Annotated in this window: 15 protein-coding genes; 2 read left to right on the forward strand and 13 right to left on the reverse strand. The window is 63.0% G+C overall.

Annotated features, from left to right (window positions below; genetic code table 11):
* Positions 1–11: 11 nt before the first annotated feature.
* The 8 genes from BM279_RS04520 to BM279_RS04555 form a co-directional block, all read right to left on the reverse strand.
* Complete coding sequence (locus BM279_RS04520; protein ID WP_143103563.1) at positions 12–539, reverse strand: hypothetical protein; 528 nt, start codon at positions 537–539, stop codon at positions 12–14.
* 110 nt (positions 540–649) lie between these two features.
* Positions 650–1,198 (reverse strand): hypothetical protein, encoded by a 549-nt coding sequence (locus BM279_RS04525; RefSeq protein ID WP_093501393.1) that lies wholly within the window; start codon positions 1,196–1,198, stop codon positions 650–652.
* Positions 1,195–1,782, reverse strand: a complete 588-nt coding sequence (locus BM279_RS04530; RefSeq protein ID WP_093501396.1) for an RNA polymerase sigma factor — start codon at positions 1,780–1,782, stop codon at positions 1,195–1,197. Before BM279_RS04530 ends, BM279_RS04525 begins: the two co-directional genes overlap by 4 nt.
* A 2-nt stretch (positions 1,783–1,784) precedes the next feature.
* Positions 1,785–3,443: a vWA domain-containing protein gene (locus BM279_RS04535; protein ID WP_093501398.1), complete on the reverse strand. Its 1,659-nt coding sequence runs from the start codon at positions 3,441–3,443 to the stop codon at positions 1,785–1,787.
* An 83-nt stretch (positions 3,444–3,526) separates the two neighbouring features.
* A complete protein-coding gene (locus BM279_RS04540) occupies positions 3,527–4,957 on the reverse strand; it encodes an aminotransferase-like domain-containing protein (protein ID WP_093501400.1) in 1,431 nt (476 codons plus the stop codon).
* Positions 4,958–5,109: 152 nt separating this feature from the next.
* Positions 5,110–5,919 (reverse strand): OmpA family protein, encoded by an 810-nt coding sequence (locus tag BM279_RS04545; RefSeq protein WP_093501402.1) that lies wholly within the window; start codon positions 5,917–5,919, stop codon positions 5,110–5,112.
* Positions 5,916–6,269 carry a DUF4398 domain-containing protein gene (locus tag BM279_RS04550; RefSeq protein WP_093501404.1) on the reverse strand — a complete coding sequence of 118 codons (354 nt, stop codon included), beginning with the start codon at positions 6,267–6,269 and terminating at the stop codon, positions 5,916–5,918. The genes BM279_RS04545 and BM279_RS04550 overlap by 4 nt, the downstream gene beginning before the upstream one ends.
* A gap of 9 nt (positions 6,270–6,278) precedes the next feature.
* The gene (locus tag BM279_RS04555) at positions 6,279–7,109 is read right to left on the reverse strand and encodes a substrate-binding periplasmic protein (RefSeq protein WP_093501406.1); all 831 of its coding nucleotides are present in this window, start codon (positions 7,107–7,109) and stop codon (positions 6,279–6,281) included.
* Between the two features lie 97 nt (positions 7,110–7,206).
* Here BM279_RS04555 and BM279_RS04560 point away from each other — a divergent pair, with 97 nt between their 5' ends.
* Positions 7,207–8,172, forward strand: coding sequence for an alpha/beta fold hydrolase (locus BM279_RS04560; RefSeq protein WP_093501408.1), 966 nt, complete (start codon positions 7,207–7,209; stop codon positions 8,170–8,172).
* A gap of 63 nt (positions 8,173–8,235) precedes the next feature.
* Here the strand turns inward: BM279_RS04560 and BM279_RS04565 are convergent, their stop codons facing one another.
* Positions 8,236–9,165 carry an electron transfer flavoprotein subunit alpha/FixB family protein gene (locus BM279_RS04565; protein ID WP_093501410.1) on the reverse strand — a complete coding sequence of 310 codons (930 nt, stop codon included), beginning with the start codon at positions 9,163–9,165 and terminating at the stop codon, positions 8,236–8,238.
* Complete coding sequence (locus BM279_RS04570) at positions 9,165–9,914, reverse strand: electron transfer flavoprotein subunit beta/FixA family protein (protein ID WP_093501412.1); 750 nt, start codon at positions 9,912–9,914, stop codon at positions 9,165–9,167. Before BM279_RS04570 ends, BM279_RS04565 begins: the two co-directional genes overlap by 1 nt.
* A 320-nt stretch (positions 9,915–10,234) precedes the next feature.
* Here BM279_RS04570 and BM279_RS04575 point away from each other — a divergent pair, with 320 nt between their 5' ends.
* The gene (locus tag BM279_RS04575; RefSeq protein WP_093501414.1) at positions 10,235–11,899 is read left to right on the forward strand and encodes an electron transfer flavoprotein-ubiquinone oxidoreductase; all 1,665 of its coding nucleotides are present in this window, start codon (positions 10,235–10,237) and stop codon (positions 11,897–11,899) included.
* A gap of 39 nt (positions 11,900–11,938) precedes the next feature.
* On the opposite strand, the gene BM279_RS04580 is transcribed toward BM279_RS04575, so the two are convergent.
* The 3 genes from BM279_RS04580 to BM279_RS04590 all read right to left on the reverse strand — a co-directional run bounded on the left by BM279_RS04580 (position 11,939) and on the right by BM279_RS04590 (position 13,863).
* A complete protein-coding gene (locus BM279_RS04580; RefSeq protein ID WP_075959502.1) occupies positions 11,939–12,505 on the reverse strand; it encodes a DUF1285 domain-containing protein in 567 nt (188 codons plus the stop codon).
* 12 nt (positions 12,506–12,517) lie between these two features.
* Positions 12,518–13,123 carry a DUF4823 domain-containing protein gene (locus BM279_RS04585; protein ID WP_093501416.1) on the reverse strand — a complete coding sequence of 202 codons (606 nt, stop codon included), beginning with the start codon at positions 13,121–13,123 and terminating at the stop codon, positions 12,518–12,520.
* Between the two features lie 101 nt (positions 13,124–13,224).
* Positions 13,225–13,863, reverse strand: a complete 639-nt coding sequence (locus BM279_RS04590) for a TetR/AcrR family transcriptional regulator (RefSeq protein ID WP_075959504.1) — start codon at positions 13,861–13,863, stop codon at positions 13,225–13,227.
* Positions 13,864–13,912: the final 49 nt, after the last annotated feature.

A 13,912-nucleotide genomic window follows, 5' to 3' on the forward strand; every position in this document is an offset into this window, starting at 1 on the left:
CCGGCACGCGGTTAGCGTCGGAACTCGAATTGCAGCTGAGCGCCCTCCACGCTGTCCCAGGTCTGAGAACCCAGCTCGCCGGTGAGCAGCTTGCCGCTGACCTGAAAGGGGTTGATCGAGGGCTTACGCTCCTCGAAAAACGCCGGAAGGATGGGCGCCACACCATCGCTGGCGGCCTTGTCTTCAGCGTCCAGTGCGGCAGCAAGTTCGGGTGGCAGGCTCAGGTCCAACTTGGTCTTGGGGGCTTCATGGGCCATTTTTTGCGCTGGCTTGCTCTGCGCCTTGGCGCGCTGAGCGGTCTTTTTCGGCTCGGCAGGCGCCGGCTTCTGTACCGCCTCGGTTTGCGGCTCGGCAGCCTGGGCTGGTGCGGCCTGTGGTGCTGGCGCGGGGCTCTGTTCGGCGGGTTTCGCAGGAGCCTTGGCGGGCTCGGCGGCTACTGCTGGCTCGGCGTTCTTGCGCGGCACATCCTTGCCCTGCTCATCGGAACCACAGGCACTCAGCAGCACGGCAAGACAAAGCGGCAGCAACAGATAACGCATCGAACTCATCACCCCTGATTTATCACTAGGTAGCCCTTCATTTTAAAACGACTGTGCAATAACGCCAGCCAGTCTGCCGAATGGCAACACCGCCCGTCGTACAAACGCCCTCAGCGCTCGGGCAAACGCTGGAGCTCGGCCTCGATATCCAGCCCGGGATGTTCGGCCTGCAACTGCGCCTTGCGCAGCTCGGCCTCCTCACCCTCTCCAGCAGCGCGCAGCTCGGCAATTTCGCGCAGTTTCGCCAACACCTCGTCAGCTGGCGGTGCTGCCTTGGCGGCCATGCGCGCCATCAACCGTGGCGCCTCTGTCATCTCGGCCATCGGTGCCGGGCTCGGCGGTGCCTGCAGGGCCATGGGCGCCTGACGTTGCATCGCGGCGGCTGGTGCATCGTAGCGAGGCGGTGCCTGTTCCAGCGTGCGCAAGCTCAGGCCAAGCCCCACGCCCAGCAGCGCCAGACACCCGAAGGCCGCCGACCAGCGCCCGCGCGTGGAGGCGCCACTCAGCGAGTGTCGTAGCCGCTGCCAGAAGCCCTGCGGCTGGCGTCGCTTGGCCGCATCGGCAGCAGCTGCCAGGATATGCGCATCCAACGCCGGCCTCGGCTCTGCGCGACTGTGCTCACTCACATGGCGTAGCAAGGCCTCGTCGTGATCGTTCATGGTGCTACCTCTTCAGCCGCGCTGAGCAAGCGGCGCATTTTCTGCAACGCATAACGCAGGCGACTTTTTACCGTTTCTGCCGGTGTGCGGGTCAACTCGGCAATCTCATGCAGTTCCAGGTCGCCATGGGCACGCAACAGGAACACTTCACGCTGTTCGGCCGGCAGGTCGGCGAGCGCTGCCTGGATGCGCGCCTGGTCCTGGCTGAGGCTGAGTTGCCGCTCGGGATCCGGCTCGTCGATGGCCTGGTCGTGCAGTTGCTCGTCGAACACCTCTTCGCGCTGCAGGCGTTTGCCCTGCTTGCGCCAGTGATCGATCAGGCGATTACGGGCGATCTGATACAACCAGGTCTTGAACAGCACCGCCGCTTCTCGCTGCACCGATTCGCTGCGAATCAGGCTCATCCAGGTTTCCTGGAACACTTCCTCGGCGACCGCCTGATCGCCGCACAAGCCCATCAGAAAGCGAAACAGCCCCAGGCGATGGCGCTCGTAGAGTTGCGTGAATGCTGCAGCGTCGCCGGCCCGGTAGCGACGCAACAGGTCGGCGTCGCCGGGCTCGGCATTGGAGGGATGGACAGTCACACTCACTCGGCTCCGGGGGTGCGGGAGTCGCCAGTTTGCAGGCTTTGCGCCAGTTCCACCAGTTGCACGAACTCGCTACGCAGGCCGAACGGGTCTTCGCCACGACTGCCCCGCGCCAGCGCCTCGGTAGCCGCCCAATCGAAGCGACCGGTGTAACGACCGCCGCTCAGTTGCTGGGCGAACGCGGCGACAGCGGCAGCGAAACGCAGATCCTCGCTGGCCTTGGCGATTGGCGTAATGGACGCGGGTGCTTCGATGGCAGTCTCCAGCAGCCGGCTGTCATTGCGCTCCGGTGCCTTGTAGCGGATACGCAACCAGGCCAGCTCACCTGAGCCCGTTGTAGACGATGGCGCCTGGCGGTAGCGCAGCGGCTCCAGCCAGCCCGGGTTACCGACCGGCACGATTTCGTAAAGCGCCGTGACACTGTGTCCGGCGCCGATATCGCCAGCATCGACCTTGTCGTTGGCGAAATCCTCACGATTCAGGGTACGGTTCTCATAACCGAGCAGGCGGTACTCGCTGACCTGGGCCGGGTTGAATTCGACCTGAATCTTCACATCCCGCGCCACCGTGGCCAGGGTCGAACTGAGCTGCTCGACCAGCACCTTGCGCGCCTCGCGCAGGCTGTCGATATAGGCATAGTTGCCGTCACCGGCGTCGGCCAGCTGCTCCATCAGTTGCTCGTTGTAGTTGCCCGTGCCGAAGCCCAGGGTAGTCAACGAGATGCCGGTCTTGCGCTTGTCGGCCGCCAGCGCCTTGAGGCTTTCGAAATCGCTGATGCCGACATTGAAGTCGCCATCGGTGGCCAGCAGGATGCGGTTGATGCCGCCCTTGATAAAGCCCTGCTGCGCCTGCTGATAAGCCAGCTGGATAGCCGATTCCCCCGCCGTCGAACCACCCGCGCGCAATTGCTCGATCGCCGCGCGGATCTGCGCTTTTTGCGAACCTGCCGTCGGCTCCAGCACCACACTGGAATCGCCGGCGTAGATCACCAGCGAAACACGGTCCTGTGTACGCAACTGGTCCACCAACAGCTTCAGGGTGCTCTGCACCAGCGGCAGGCCGTCGGGGCGATCCATCGAGCCGGACACATCGACCAGAAACACCAGATTGGCGGCCGGCAGTTGGGCAACCTGCATGTCGGAGGCCTTTATGGCGATGCGCAGCAGGCGGCTCTGGGAATTCCAAGGCGTGACCGCCAGCTCGGTGCCGACACCGAACGGCGTGCTGCCGGTAGGCAACGGATAGGCGTAGGGGAAGTAATTGACCAGTTCCTCCAGGCGCACCGCCTCGGCAGGTGGCAGGCGGCCTTCGTTGAGGAAGCGGCGCACGTTGGCGTAACTGCCGGTATCGACATCGATGCTGAAGGTCGACACCGGCGCCTCGGCAGCCGACTGCACGGGGTTGGCAGCCAAACGCTGATACTGTTCGCGGCTGGCTTCTGGTTGCGGCAAGTACGCGTACTCGCGCGCCGCCGGTGCGGCCATGCGGGTCGTCATCGGCGCCGGGGCAATGGCTGGCGCAATGCGAGGCGCTTCAACGGTCTGTGCTGGCTTGGCTGCTGAGTCTTGCGAAGGATTCTGCCCGGCACTGCAAGCAACCAGCGACAGTACGATGCTGCCGGCGAGACTGTACGACACGAATTGGCAAAGGCTGCCCATGATGTTTCTCCTGGATCGAAAGAGCGCTTCGATCCAGTAGACGCAGGCCGCCGCCGATTCGGGTTAATCCGGCGCGAGCTGCCTCAGCTCGCCTCGTGGCACAGCTGGGTGGCCAGCATGCCCAGGGTCATAACGGCGCGCTCGGCCTCGCGGTTCCACGGGATGCCGCAGTTGATGCGTACACAGTGGTTGAACTGCTCGGTATTGCTGAAGATTAGCCCCGGCGCGATGCTGATGCCCTGCTGCAGCGCATTGATGTGAAGATCCTTGGTGTTGACCCGCGCCGGTAGGCTTACCCACAGAATAAATCCGCCGTTGGGCCGGGTGATCTGCGTGCCTTCGGGGAAGTACTGCTGGATGGCCAACTGGAAGGCGCTGAGGTTCTTGCGGTACTCCTGACGGATATGTCGCAGATGGCGGTCGTAGCCGCCGTTCTCTAGGTAGGCAGCCACCGCCATCTGGGTGACGCTGCACGCAGAATGGGTGGTGAACATCTGCAGACGCTGCACTTCGTCGTGGTACTTGCCGGCGATGATCCAGCCGATGCGCACGCCGGGCGACAGGGTTTTCGAGAAACTCGAGCAGTACACCACGCGGCCTTCCAGATCGCTGGCCTTGAGCGCCTTGGTGCGGCCCTGCTCGAACATCAGCTCGCCATAGATGTCGTCCTCGACGATCTGGATGTCGAAGTCGCTGGCCAGGCGCAGCAACTGTTTCTGCCGGGCCTCGGGAATGGTGCCGCCCAGGGGATTGCTCAGCCGCGCTGTCAGCACCAGCGCCTTGATCGGCCACTGGCTGGCCGCCAGTTGCAGGGCCTCGACGCTGATCCCGGTGGTCGGGTCGCTGGGAATCTCGATAACCTTGAGCCCCAGCAGATCGGCCAGCTGCAGCAAGCCATAGTAGGTCGGCGACTCGGTGGCGATCAGGTCGCCGGGACGCGTCAGCACGCGCAGGCTCATCTGCAGGGCATCGACGCAACCGTGGGTGATCACTACCTCGGAAGGATCGACCAACACGCCGGCATCGCGCATGCGAATCGCCACCTGGCGGCGCAGCGGCTCGAAACCCGGGCTGAACATGTAGCTGAAGGCGCGCGGGCTCTGGAAACGGGTGACCTTGGCCAGTTGCTGGTGCAGTGCGCGTACCGGCAAATACTCCACGTGAGGCACTGCCGCGCCGAGCGGGAACACACCCTCGCGACGGGCCTCGCCGAGCACCTGGTTGATGATGCTGCTGCGCGTAACCAGACCGGGCCGCTCGACCCGGGCGATCTCCGGGGTTTCGGCGGTCAGCGCCGGCGTCTGGTGCACGTAGAAACCGGATTGCGGACGAGCGCGAATCAGCCCGAGGTCTTCAAGATTGGCGTAGGCCTGCAATACCGTGGCGTGGCTGACGCTGAGCTGGGCGCTCATCTTGCGCACCGAAGGTACGCGCTCGCCGGGCTGATAGACGCCGCGGCGGATGTCATCCGCCAGTTGCTGGGCAATTCGCTGGTAAAGCAACAGATTGGTCATGGCCGTGTGATCCCGCTACTGAACCATAACAGTACTCCATGAAATTGTTTCTGTACCGGTACAGCCCTGAAATATCTCGACGATACACTCATCTCAGAGGCAATAAAAAACCCCGCTCTGCTATTCAGTGGCGGGGTTTTTCGACAACTGACTCAGCGCGTGGCGCCCAGACGCCCCTTCTCGTCGGAGAACAGGATTTCTACGCGGCGGTTCTGCGCACGGCCCTTGGCCGAGGCGTTTTCGGCGACCGGGAAACTCTCACCGAAACCCTGAACTTCGATGCGCTTGGCATCGACCCCCAAGTCGATCAATGCATCGGCAACGGTCTGCGCCCGCGCCCTGGAGAGCTCCAGGTTTTCCTCACGCTTGCCACTGCTGTCGCTGTAACCCTCGATACGCAAGGTGCGCCGCGGGTTGAGCTGGAGAAACTGCACCAGCTTGAGCACGGTGCGATTGGCGCTGGTCTTGAGGCGCGCCTCGCCGGCATCGAACAGCACGTCACCGAGGGTCATCACCAGGCCACGGTCGGTTTGCGCCGTGGCCAGGTTGATGATCTGCTCTTCCAACCAGGCATTCTGCTCCTGCACGCTGAGCAGCTTGGCCTCACGCAAGGCCAACTGCAGGCGCTGACGATCCAGTTCCAAACGCGCCGCTCGCTCCTGATCCAGAGCGAGCTTGGCGTGCTCGCGAGCGATCTCGCTGTAGCGTTGGCTCAGGTAGGCATAATGGGCCACGTCATCGGCGCTACCCCAGTAGTCAGCCAGGCGCTCGGCACGGCCCAGGGATTCGCCAGCGCGAATCACATCCTTGGGCGCGCTGCGCAGCACTTGTGGATCTTCCTTCACGGACTGAAAGCTGGTACGGGCAGCCTCAAGCTCAGCCTGTTGTTTGTCTCCGAGCCCGGCACAACCGGCCAGGGTCAGGCCCATCAGCGCCAGCACGCCACAACGCAGCAGGCTCATGGCATGGCTCCCAGCTGGTCACGTAAGCGCCCGATACGGCGATTCAGTTCAGTCAGTTCGGCCTGGCTGCGCAGCGTCAGCACACGGGCCTCGGCCAGTCGCGCATCCAGCTCGGCCTGCTCGGCCTGCACACGGGCCGTGCGATAGGCGCCCGCAGCCATGGCGCCCTGGGCCTTGGCGAGCTTTTCTTCGGCCAGGCTCAGCTCGGCGACGGCGTCACCGGCAGCCACAGTACGTGCCTGCTCGACTTCCTGTTCGGTCAAACGCATCTGCTCGGTCGGCGCGGGATCGCTGGCACAACCCTGGAGCAACAGCAACGCCAAAGCGGCACTGGTATATCGATAGATCACGGGTACGTCCTACTGATTCGGAACACTGGCGGCCGGTGCGGGCTGTTGCTCCTTCCAGCGCTGCAAGTTGCGCTGCAGAAGGGTTTGCGGCATGCCGGCGGAAGTGAATTCTGTCATTTTTTTGGCCAGCTGTCCGCGCAGCCAGGCGTCGTTGCAGGCCGAGTTGTGCGACAGCGCCAGATGCAGGCCTTCGCTGGAGACCGGCGGGTCAAGCACCTGCAGATCGTCCTGCAGCCCCAGGGTCGAGGCCAGTGCCTGGCCGGGGTAGCGCTCGTAGATCACGTAATCGGTACGTTCGAGCATCAGCTTCTGGAACGCCTGGGTGAGGCTGGAAACGCCTTCCAGAGTCAGGTTGTCACGGGCATAGGCATCGAAGGCCTGGCCAAAGCTGTTATTGACCAGCGTATCGCCGGTGCGGCCTTGCAGATCGGCCCAGCTGGCATAGGGAAACTCATGGCCCTTGCGCACCCACACCACGCTTGGCGTGGAGAGAAAGGCCGGGTGCACGAAGTCCATGGTTTCCAGACGCGGTACGGTCACAAAGGCGCCAGCGAGCATGTCGACACGCCCGGCGCGTACTTCTTCCTGGGCTCGCGACCAGGGCCCGGCATAGATCACGTCAATGCCGACGCCAAGATCGGTGGCGACCGCCTTGAGCAGATCGACCGTCGCACCGATCAGCTTGTCCGGGTTCTGCGGATCACGCCACAAGTAAGGTGGATACTCTGGGTTGCCCGTGGCGACCAGGCGCTCACACTTGCCGGCGGCCTGCGCACCACCGGCCAGCAACATGGCGGCGCACGCCCAAAGCCCAACCCTGCTAAAGCCTCGCTCCCCCATTGGCATACTCTCGATTGCGACACGACCGGCGACCACCGGCCATAGATTCGTGACATGCTAGCTCATACGATCTCGATAATCAGCGATAAGACGCCGCATGAAGAAATTGATCCTTGCCGTATTGGTTCTCCTGACTGCCGCTGGCACCGCTCTGTACCTTTCACCAGCGGCGCAGCTGGCGGTCTATCAGGGCGTCGAGCAGTGGCGCGCCGGGCTGCACGCGCGCAGCATCAGCGTGAACGACCTCAAGGTCAGCTATTACGAAGGCGGCCCCCAGGGCGCCGAAACCGTACTGCTCGTTCACGGCTTCGGTGCCGACAAGAGCACCTGGCTGTGGTTCGCCCGGGACCTGACCGAGCGCTACCACGTCATCGCTGTGGACCTGCCCGGTTTCGGCGACAGCGACCGCCCCAACGGCAGCTATGACGTCGGCACCCAGACCGAACGCCTCGCCGCATTCGTCGACGCCCTGGGTATCCGCCGCCTGCACCTCGCCGGCCATTCCATGGGCGGGCATATCGCAGCGCTCTACGCAGCCCGCTATCCCGAACAGGTGACCAGCCTGACGCTGATCGCCAACGCCGGGGTCACCGCGCCGCGGCGCAGCCCGTTCTTCCAGCGCCTCGAGGAACAGGGCGGCAATCCGTTGCTGGTGGACAGTGAACCGCAATTCGACGAGCTGCTCGACTGGCTGTTCGTCGCCCCGCCACAGTTGCCCGAGCGCCTGCATCAGTACCTGGCGCAACGCGCCGTGGCGGACAGCGCGCACCAGCGCGAAGTCTTCGAGCACCTGCGCGATCGTTATGTGCCGCTGGAGCCGGAGCTGCCGAGAATCCAGGCTCCGACGCTGCTGCTGTGGGGCGATCAGGACCGCATCCTCGACGTGTCCAGCATCGAGGCCATGCAGCCGCTGCTCAAAGACGCCAGCGTGGTGATCATCAAGGGCTGCGGCCATGCGCCAATTCTCGAGCGCCCGCAGGAAAGCGCAGCCGACTACCTCAAGTTCATCGATCAGGCGAGCCTGCAGGCAGCCGAGGCCCGCAGGACGGCGCCAAGGCAATAGCGCGCTGCCAGCCAATAAAAAACCCGCTCGATGAGCGGGTTTTTCGTTGCGGGAAAAAGCAGGTCAGACCAGCTTTTCCAGCTCCGGTACGGCTTCGAACAGGTCAGCCACCAGGCCGTAGTCGGCAACCTGGAAGATCGGTGCCTCTTCATCCTTGTTGATCGCGACGATCACCTTGGAGTCCTTCATGCCCGCCAGGTGCTGGATGGCGCCGCTGATGCCGACCGCGATGTACAGCTGCGGCGCGACGATCTTGCCGGTCTGACCGACCTGCATGTCGTTGGGCACGAAGCCGGCGTCCACGGCAGCGCGGGAAGCGCCCACTGCCGCGCCGAGCTTGTCGGCCAGGGCGTAGAGGTGCTTGAAGTTGTCGCCGTTCTGCATGCCGCGACCACCGGAAACCACGATCTTTGCAGCGGTCAGCTCCGGACGGTCGGACTTGGCCAGCTCTTCACCAACGAACGCCGACTTGCCGGCATCGCCGCCTGCCGAAACGTTTTCGATGGCAGCGGAGCCGCCCTCGGCTGCCACGGCGTCGAAGCCGGTGGCACGCACGGTGATGACTTTCACGGCAGCCGACGACTGTACGGTAGCGATGGCGTTACCGGCATAGATCGGACGCTTGAAGGTATCCGGGCTTTCCACGGAAACGATCTCGGAGATCTGGTCGACGTCCAACTGCGCAGCGACACGCGGCAGGATGTTCTTGCCGTTGCTGGTAGCAGCAGCCAGCACGTGGCTGTAGCTCTTGCCCAGCTCGGCAACCAGCGGCGCAACGTTTTCCGGCAGCTGATGAGCGAACGCAGCGTTGTCGGCAACCAGCACCTTGGCCACGCCAGCGATCTTGGCAGCGGCTTCGGCAACGGCGCCAACGCCCTGGCCGGCAACCAGCACATGGATGTCGCCACCGATCTTCTGGGCAGCGGCAACGGTGTTCAGCGTGGCAGGTGCCAGCACGGAATTGGTGTTTTCAGCGATTACCAGGATAGTCATCAGATCACCTTCGCTTCGGTTTTCAGTTTCTCGACCAGTTCGGCGACCGACTTGACCTTGATGCCTGCGCCACGTGCCGCAGGCGCTTCGACCTTGACGGTCTTAACGGTGGACGCGGTGGAAACGCCCAGCGCGTCGGGGGTCAGGGTTTCCAGCGGCTTCTTCTTGGCCTTCATGATGTTCGGCAGCGAGGCGTAGCGCGGCTCGTTCAGGCGCAGGTCGGTGGTGACGATGGCCGGCAGATTCAGAGCAACGGTCTGCAGACCGCCATCGATCTCACGGGTCACGTTGGCCTTGTCGCCATTGATCTCGACCTTGGAGGCGAAAGTGCCCTGGGCGTAGCCAGTCAGCGCGGCGAGCATCTGGCCGGTCTGGTTATTGTCGCTGTCGATAGCCTGTTTGCCGAGAATGACCAGCTGCGGCTGCTCCTTGTCGACCACGGCCTTGAGCAGCTTGGCGACAGCCAGGGAGTTCAGCTCGTCGGCGGACTCGACAAGGATGGCGCGATCAGCACCCAGCGCCAGAGCGGTACGCAGTTGCTCCTGAGCCTGGGTCGGGCCAATGGAAACCACCACGATCTCGCTGGCCACACCCTTCTCTTTCAGGCGCACGGCTTCTTCAACGGCGATTTCACAGAAAGGGTTCATCGACATCTTGACGTTGGCAAGATCGACGCCACTATTGTCCGGTTTGACGCGAACCTTGACGTTGTAATCGACCACTCGTTTGACAGCTACAAGAACCTTCATGGATTCCTCGTTACTCTCCGGTGAATAGGAATGTCGCCAGAAGCGAGCATGCGGGTGATGCAGACAAGCAGGACGCGAGCGACCTTCAGCCCAGACGGCGAGCGCAAAACCGCCCGTATCTTGACCGTACGACCTAGCTCGGTCAATACGACTGGCTGCGAGCCATTCGTGTTGTAGCCGGATTCTAGCAGGCCTACAGAAAATTCAAACAAACGTTTGTATTGGCCCTGATCGGGGCTCGCTATATACTGCGCGAGCGTGCCTCGGGAAGGATGCCGGCCCGCCATGAAAATTAGAGAGCCTTGATGAGGAGATAGCCCGTGGAACGCGAATTTATGGAATTCGACGTCGTCATCGTCGGCGCCGGCCCTGCCGGTCTGTCCGCCGCTTGTCGCCTGAAGCAGAAGGCCGCCGAGGCTGGCCAGGAAATCAGCGTCTGCGTGGTCGAGAAAGGCTCCGAAGTCGGTGCCCACATCCTCTCCGGCGCGGTATTCGAACCGCGCGCCCTGAACGAGCTGTTCCCCGACTGGAAAGCGCTGGGCGCCCCGCTCAACACCCCGGTCAAGGGTGATGACATCTATGTGCTCAAGGATGCCGAAAGCGCCACCAAGGTGCCGGGTTTCTTCGTGCCCAAGACCATGCACAACGAAGGCAACTATATCATCTCGCTGGGCAACCTGTGCCGCTGGCTGGCCCAGCAGGCCGAGAACCTCGGTGTGGAAATCTACCCAGGCTTCGCGGCTCAGGAAGCGCTGATCGACGAAAACGGCGTGGTGCGTGGCATCGTCACCGGTGACCTGGGCGTCGACCGCGAAGGCAACCCGAAAGAAGGCTACTACACCCCCGGCATGGAACTGCGCGGCAAGTACACGCTGTTCGCCGAGGGTTGCCGCGGCCATATCGGCAAGCAGCTGATCAAGAAGTACAACCTGGACAGCGAAGCCGACGCCCAGCATTACGGCATTGGCATCAAGGAAATCTGGGACATCGACCCAAGCAAGCACCAGCAGGGCCTGGTGGTTCACACCGCCGGCTGGCCGATGGACATCATGGGCACCGATAACACTGGCGGCTCCTTCCTCTATCACCTGGAGAACAACCAGGTGGTGGTCGGCTTGATCGTCGACCTGTCCTACGCCAACCCGCACCTGTCGCCGTTCGACGAGTTCCAGCGCCTCAAGCACCACCCGGTGCTCAAGCAGTACCTGGAAGGCGGCAAGCGTGTCGCCTACGGCGCTCGCGCCATCGCCAAGGGCGGCCTCAACTCGCTGCCGAAGATGGTCTTCCCGGGCGGCGCGCTGATCGGCTGCGACCTAGGCACCCTGAACTTTGCCAAGATCAAGGGCAGCCACACTGCCATGAAGTCCGGCATGCTCGCCGCCGAAGCCATCGCCGAAGCTCTGGCCAGCGGTAGTGAAGGCGGCGACGAGCTGGGCAGCTATGTAGACGGCTTCAAGGCCAGCTGGCTTTACGACGAATTGTTCCGCAGCCGCAACTTCGGCGCGGCGATCCACAAGTACGGCGCAGTGATCGGCGGCGGCATCAACTGGGTCGACCAGAACCTGTTCGGCGGCAAGCTGCCCTTCACGCTGCACGACAACAAGCCGGACTACGCCTGCCTGAAGCCTGCAGCCGACTGCAAGAAGGTCGAGTACCCAAAACCGGATGGCAAGCTCAGCTTCGACAAGCTCAGCTCGGTGTTCCTGTCCAACACCAACCACGAAGAAGAACAGCCTTGTCACCTGAAGCTCACCGACCCGAGCATCCCGATCGACAAGAACCTGCCGCTATACGATGAGCCGGCGCAGCGCTATTGCCCGGCCGGCGTATACGAAGTGGTGGCCAACGACGATGGCAGCAAGCGCTTCCAGATCAACGCGCAGAACTGCGTGCACTGCAAGACCTGCGACATCAAGGATCCGGCCCAGAACATCACCTGGGTGGCGCCGGAAGGGACTGGCGGCCCCAACTACCCCAACATGTAAGTGCGAAAAAGGCTCCTTCGGGAGCCTTTTTATTGGGTGCTACTCCAGCGGGCCGATGGGAAAGAACACTCCGCCGCTCCACACGCCCAGCCAGGGTTGGCCATCGATTTCGCGAGTCTGGGCCAGCTCTACCAGTTGATAGAACACGTTGCGGTGAATCAGTGCTTCCAGGTTGGCGCGCACGTGCACGTAGGGCGAAGGCTCCTGGGTTTGCGGGTCGAGTTCTACCCGCAGCGGATGCTCGGCACCTGCCTCGACCTCGTCGCCGACGTTGGTGACGAACTTCAGCACCTGGGTTTCGCCCTGCCCGCTCGCCTGCAGCGACACCGCCACGAAGGGCGCGTCATCGACGGTGATGCCGACTTTCTCCACCGGCGTGACCAGGAAGTAATCATCGCCATCGCGGCGAATGATGGTCGAGAACAGCCGCACCATCGCCGGCCGCCCGATCGGCGTGCCCATGTAGAACCAGGTGCCGTCCCTGGCGATGCGCATGTCGATATCGCCACAGAAATCAGGGTTCCACAGGTGCACCGGCGGCATGCCCTTGCTGCCTGCCGGCGGGATTTGCGCCAGCAAGTTGCCGGCCTTGTCGCCCTCGCTCATGAACACTCCGGGTTACTGACTGAAACCCAGGAGTGTACGCGCATAATCCTCGAGCGGCGCCCGGATCAGGTCTTCGGGTTTGGCGTCGTAGAAAGTCAGGAATCCGCCGCGGCTGCGAATGCGCGCGGTGTCCACTAGAAAACGAGTGTTGGTTTCAATCAGCATCAGTTGCAGCACGCTGCGGTCGGTGCCCAGGCGATCGAACTCCTCCTGATCCTCCCACTCCTCCATCGTACCGATGCGATCGTCTGCATAGGCGAACCGGGTGTAGAGCAGATAGTGGGCGCCGGCGGCACGAGCCTCGCCCAGCGCCTCATCCAGGCCGACCGGCGCGCGGGCGCGGCGAACCATGGGGAAGTACTCCACGAAACCGCGGAACGCCTCCTCGGCGACCACATTGGGCCGCGGATAGGCATGCTTGCCGCTGGGGGTGAATGGCCCCTGGGCGATGTAGATGAACGAATCGGGCTGCAGGCGCCAGGAAGCCGAGCGGCGGATCTTGCTGTAGTCCAGCACGCCGGCATCGCGCAGGTGGTAGGTGGCGCCATCGGCCATGTCGCTGACGTTCATGCAGCCGGTCAGGCTCAGCACGAAAGCCAGGGCGAACAGGTTACGCATATGTAATCTCCCGACACCGGCGACGGAAAACCGGCGAATGACTGCTCCAAGCAGGTTTCGCGCCAGGAGACGCGCGCGACTGCGCCAGGTCGCGCCATGACTCAGGCGGGAGGCGTTTCGCTGTCGCGCTTGCGCTTGTTGCCCATGCGCACGCCGATGTCCATCAGGAACTGGAAGAAGCCTTCCTGATCCTCGAGCACGTTGCTCCAGAACGGCGAGTGATAGAGCGCCACTGCGCCGTGCACCAGCGCCCAGGCCGCGCAGTAGTGGAAGTACGGCGGCACGTCTTCGAGCTTGCCTTCGGCGATGCGCCCCTTGATCAACTGGGTCAGCCGCTCGAAGTTCGAGGCGCGGATGGCGTGCAACTGCTCGACCAGTTCCGGCACCTGATTGCCCTTGACCACCTTCTCTTCCAGACGATCAAACAGACGGTAGCGCTGCGGGTCGCGCATGCGGAACTCGAAATAGGCCCGCGACAACGCTTCCTTGTCACGGTCGATATCGGACGAGTGCAGCAGCTCGTTCAGATCCCGCTCGTAGTCGAGCATCAGGCGCAGGTAGATTTCCGCCTTCGACTTGAAGTGCTTGTAGATGGTGCCTTTGCCGATGCCCACGGCATCGGCAATCATCTCCACGGTCACGCTGTCCTCACCCTGCTCGAGGAAGAGTTTCAGAGCGATGTCGAGGATCTCCTGCTCGCGGCGGCGAAACTCACGGATCTTGCGGGGTTCTTTCTGCATAGGGAAATGACAAGGTCGGAATTCGAGTCCGCTATTATGCCCAACTAAC

The sequence above is a fragment of the Phytopseudomonas straminea genome (genome assembly GCF_900112645.1).
Lineage (GTDB): Bacteria > Pseudomonadota > Gammaproteobacteria > Pseudomonadales > Pseudomonadaceae > Aquipseudomonas > Aquipseudomonas straminea.

What these genes read in the sequence shown, in the direction of transcription:
- BM279_RS04580 (WP_075959502.1), bottom strand. Translation starts at nt 12,505, where the DNA reads ATGAGCGAGGGCGACAAGGCCGGCAACTTGCTGGCGCAAATCCCGCCG.
- BM279_RS04555 (WP_093501406.1), bottom strand. Translation starts at nt 7,109, where the DNA reads ATGGGGGAGCGAGGCTTTAGCAGGGTTGGGCTTTGGGCGTGCGCCGCC.
- BM279_RS04585 (WP_093501416.1), bottom strand. Translation starts at nt 13,123, where the DNA reads ATGCGTAACCTGTTCGCCCTGGCTTTCGTGCTGAGCCTGACCGGCTGC.
- BM279_RS04570 (WP_093501412.1), bottom strand. Translation starts at nt 9,914, where the DNA reads ATGAAGGTTCTTGTAGCTGTCAAACGAGTGGTCGATTACAACGTCAAG.
- BM279_RS04545 (WP_093501402.1), bottom strand. Translation starts at nt 5,919, where the DNA reads ATGAGCCTGCTGCGTTGTGGCGTGCTGGCGCTGATGGGCCTGACCCTG.
- BM279_RS04560 (WP_093501408.1), top strand. Translation starts at nt 7,207, where the DNA reads ATGAAGAAATTGATCCTTGCCGTATTGGTTCTCCTGACTGCCGCTGGC.
- BM279_RS04540 (WP_093501400.1), bottom strand. Translation starts at nt 4,957, where the DNA reads ATGACCAATCTGTTGCTTTACCAGCGAATTGCCCAGCAACTGGCGGAT.
- BM279_RS04520 (WP_143103563.1), bottom strand. Translation starts at nt 539, where the DNA reads ATGCGTTATCTGTTGCTGCCGCTTTGTCTTGCCGTGCTGCTGAGTGCC.
- BM279_RS04525 (WP_093501393.1), bottom strand. Translation starts at nt 1,198, where the DNA reads ATGAACGATCACGACGAGGCCTTGCTACGCCATGTGAGTGAGCACAGT.
- BM279_RS04565 (WP_093501410.1), bottom strand. Translation starts at nt 9,165, where the DNA reads ATGACTATCCTGGTAATCGCTGAAAACACCAATTCCGTGCTGGCACCT.
- BM279_RS04535 (WP_093501398.1), bottom strand. Translation starts at nt 3,443, where the DNA reads ATGGGCAGCCTTTGCCAATTCGTGTCGTACAGTCTCGCCGGCAGCATC.
- BM279_RS04590 (WP_075959504.1), bottom strand. Translation starts at nt 13,863, where the DNA reads ATGCAGAAAGAACCCCGCAAGATCCGTGAGTTTCGCCGCCGCGAGCAG.